At 74.9% G+C, this 3,324-nt stretch carries 4 protein-coding genes; 3 read left to right on the top strand and 1 reads right to left on the bottom strand.

Features of this window, described 5'->3' with window-relative positions; translation table 11 throughout:
• Positions 1-311, top strand: a 311-nt coding sequence (locus tag H5J33_RS28340) for a helix-turn-helix transcriptional regulator (protein WP_181797680.1), incomplete at its 5' end; no start/stop codon positions are given.
• 76 nt (positions 312-387) lie between these two features.
• Here H5J33_RS28340 and H5J33_RS28335 read toward each other — a convergent pair.
• Positions 388-1,092, bottom strand: a complete 705-nt coding sequence (locus H5J33_RS28335) for a FadR/GntR family transcriptional regulator (protein ID WP_181797679.1) — start codon at positions 1,090-1,092, stop codon at positions 388-390.
• Positions 1,093-1,298: 206 nt separating this feature from the next.
• Here H5J33_RS28335 and H5J33_RS28330 point away from each other — a divergent pair, with 206 nt between their 5' ends.
• Positions 1,299-2,984: a 2-isopropylmalate synthase gene (locus H5J33_RS28330; protein ID WP_181797678.1), complete on the top strand. Its 1,686-nt coding sequence runs from the start codon at positions 1,299-1,301 to the stop codon at positions 2,982-2,984.
• Positions 2,981-3,324 (top strand): ATP-binding cassette domain-containing protein (locus H5J33_RS28325; protein WP_181797677.1); only part of this gene is annotated, 344 nt, incomplete at its 3' end. The genes H5J33_RS28330 and H5J33_RS28325, both read left to right, overlap by 4 nt.

Below are 3,324 nucleotides of genomic sequence, written 5' to 3'. Positions count from 1 at the left end.
CGGCGGCGCTGCGCGCGATCCACGCCGACCCGGCCCGCCCCTGGACGGTGGCCCGGCTGGGCCTGGAGGGCGGGCTGTCCCGGGCGGCGTTCGCCCGCCGGTTCACGGAGCTGGTGGGCGAGCCGCCGCTGACGTATCTGACCTGGTGGCGGATGACCACGGCGGACCGGCTGCTGCGCGACGAGAGCCTCTCCCTGCGCGAGATCGCCGAACGCACCGGCTACACCTCGGAGTTCGCCTTCGCCAAGGCGTTCAAGCGGGAGTTCGGAGTACCCCCGGGCCGACACCGCAGGACGGCTGCGGCGGGGTGAGGGGGCGTTCCGGGGGCCGGAGGCCGGCGGCCGGGGGGGCCGGGCTGGAAGGGCGGGCCGAGAACCGCCGTACCGCTTACGGCGCCTCCTCGCTGCCCGCCCGCAACAGGCTCAGCGTCGACTCCAGTTCGGTGCGCAGGACGGCCGCCGCCGTCTCCGGGTCGCCGGCGATGACGGCGTCGACCAGGCCGGCGTGGGTGTGGTCCCCGGTGGCGGGGTCGGTCTCGCGGAGGCTGGTGAGGTCCAGGACGCCGATCAGGCCCTCGCGCAGGACGGGGACGAACTCGGTGAACAGGTCGGACAGGACCGGGTTGTGGGCGGCGGCGACCACGGCCGCGTGCAGGGCGATGTCGGCCTCGACGAAGCCCGCGTCGTCGGCGCCGGCGGCCGCGCGGCGGCCCTCCATCGCGGCCCGCAGCGCGGTGACGTCCTCGGGGGTGCGGCGCCGGGCGGCGAGCCGGGCGGCCTGGACCTCCACGCCCATGCGGACCTCGTACACGTCGGTGACCGCGGCCCGGCGCAGCCGGGTGGGCCAGTCCTCGGCGGGCTCGGTGGCGACGACGAAGACACCGGCGCCGTGCCGGGACCGGACCAGCCCCGCGCCGGCGAGGGCGCGCAGTGCCTCGCGGACCGTGGAGCGGCCCACCCCCAGCTCCTTGGCCAGCGTGGTCTCGCCGGGCAGCTTGCCGCCGACCGGCCAGTGTCCGGCCGCGATCTGCTCGCGCAGGCGCTGCGCGGCCTGCTCGACCAACGGGCTGGGGCGGAGGGCGCCGAGCGGCATCGGGGTCACCAACTTCTTCGGGGGACAAGGGCCTTGCTCAACGATTCTCACTTGTCTGAGGAGCTGAGGAGTCGCTAGCGTACCCCGCGTGTTCCGCGGACTGCTTCTTCTCGGCTGCCGCGGCGGGGTCTGACGCGACCGGCGCCCCGCCGCGGGGCTCCGTGCTGCCGGTCACCGTCCGACCGAGCCGAAGGCCACAGCCGACGATGACCACCGCCCCCGACGTCTGGAACCCGCAGCGGCCCAGCCGCATGCCGTACCACCGCTACCGCCCCTACCAGGACCGCGTGCACGTCCCCGCCGGGGACCGCCGCTGGCCCTCCGCCCGTATCGAGCGCGCCCCGCTGTGGGTCCCCGTCGACCTGCGCGACGGCAACCAGGCGCTCGCCGAACCGATGGACACCCCCCGCAAGCGCCGCCTCTTCGATCTGCTGGTGGCGACCGGCTTCAAGGAGATCGAGGTCGGCTACCCCTCCGCGAGCCGGACGGACTTCGACTTCGTACGGCACCTCGTCACGGACGGGGCCGTACCGGACGACGTGACGCCCGTGGTGTTCACGCCCGCCCGGACCGACCTGATCGACCGGACCTTCGACGCGATCGCCGGGCTGCCCCGGGCCGTCGTCCACCTGTACATCGCGACCTCGCCGGTGTGGCGGGACGTGGTGCTCGGGCGGGGCCGGGACGAGGTGTGGCGGACCGTGCGGGAGGCGGCCGGGCACATGGCCCGGCGGGCCGGCGACACCCCCGGCGTCCGCTTCCAGTTCTCCCCCGAGACCTTCAACCTCACCGAGCCCGACTTCGTGCTCGAACTGTGCGACGGGCTGACCGAGTTGTGGGACGCGAGCCCCGACCGGCCGGTGGTCCACAATCTGCCGGCCACGGTGGAGATCGCCACCCCGAACGTCTACGCCGACCAGATCGAGTACATCCACCGCAACCTGTCCCGTCGGCCGTCCGTCATCCTCTCCGTCCACCCGCACAACGACCGCGGCACGGGCGTGGCCTGCGCCGAACTCGCCGTGCTGGCCGGGGCGCAGCGGGTGGAGGGCTGCCTCTTCGGCAACGGCGAGCGCACCGGCAACGTCGACCTGGTGACCCTGGCCCTCAACCTCTACGCCCAAGGGGTCGACCCCATGGTGGACTTCGGCGACATCGACGCCGTACGGGAGACGGTGGAGCACTGCAACCGGCTGCCCGTGCACCCCCGGCACCCCTACGCCGGCGAGCTGGTCCACACCGCCTTCTCCGGCACCCACCAGGACGCCATCAGCAAGGGGCTGGCCCACCACGCCCGGCGCGCGGCCGAGGCGGGGCTGAGCGAGCGGGAGGCGCCGTGGGAGGTGCCGTACCTGCCCGTCGACCCGGCCGACCTCGGGCGGTCCTACGAGGCGGTGATCCGCGTCAACTCCCAGTCCGGCAAGGGCGGGGTGGCGTACCTGCTGAACCGGCACGCGGGGATCGACCTGCCGCCGGACATGCGGCCGGAGTTCGCGCGGATCGTGCAGGAGGCGACGGACGACAGCGGGCGGGAGGCCACGCCGAAGGCGCTGTACGAGCTGTTCCGGGCGGCCTATCTGACCGAGGGCGCGGTACGGCTGCACGCCTGGTCCGCGCACGAGGAGGCGCCCGGCGTCCACCGCTTCGTGGGCACGCTGGAGGCCGGCGACCGCGTCGGCGACCACGAGGGCACCGGCGCCGGCGTGGCGACCGCGTTCGCCGACGCGCTGGCCGGGGCCGGCCTGGCGGTGGAGATCCTGGACTTCGTCCCGGGCCCGGCGGCGGCCTTCGCCAAGTGCCGGGTCGCCGGGGTGACGGCCTGGGGCGCGGGCACGGGACCGTCGGCCACGGTGCGGGCGGTGCTGTCCGCGGTGAACCGGGCGGTGCGATGAGCGAGGTACTGCGCGCCGAGGACGTCCATGTCGTCCGGGACGGGCGGCCCCTGCTCCAGGAGGTGTCGCTGACCGTGCGGGCCGGTGAGCACTGGGCGCTGCTCGGCGCCAACGGAGCGGGCAAGTCCACGCTGCTCGGGCTGCTCGGCGCGGTGGTGCATCCGACCCGGGGCACGGTGGAGGTGCTCGGGCACCGGCTGGGCCGGGTGGATCTGCGGCAGCTGCGGACGCTGGTCGGACACGTCGACCCGCGCCATCCGCTGACCTCGCCGCTGCGGGTACGGGACGTGGTGCTGACCGGGGCGACGAACTCCGTCGAGCCGGTCCCCCGCTGGCGGCC

It is taken from the genome of Streptomyces sp. WELS2 (assembly GCF_013870595.1).
Taxonomy (GTDB): domain Bacteria; phylum Actinomycetota; class Actinomycetes; order Streptomycetales; family Streptomycetaceae; genus Streptomyces.
The sequence above is the reverse complement of the archived record's forward strand: the minus strand, read 5'-3'. Positions and strand labels throughout refer to the sequence as shown.

Coding starts and splice junctions, on each gene's coding strand:
- H5J33_RS28335 (WP_181797679.1), bottom strand. CDS start 1,092: ATGCCGCTCGGCGCCCTCCGCCCCAGCCCGTTGGTCGAGCAGGCCGCG.
- H5J33_RS28330 (WP_181797678.1), top strand. CDS start 1,299: ATGACCACCGCCCCCGACGTCTGGAACCCGCAGCGGCCCAGCCGCATG.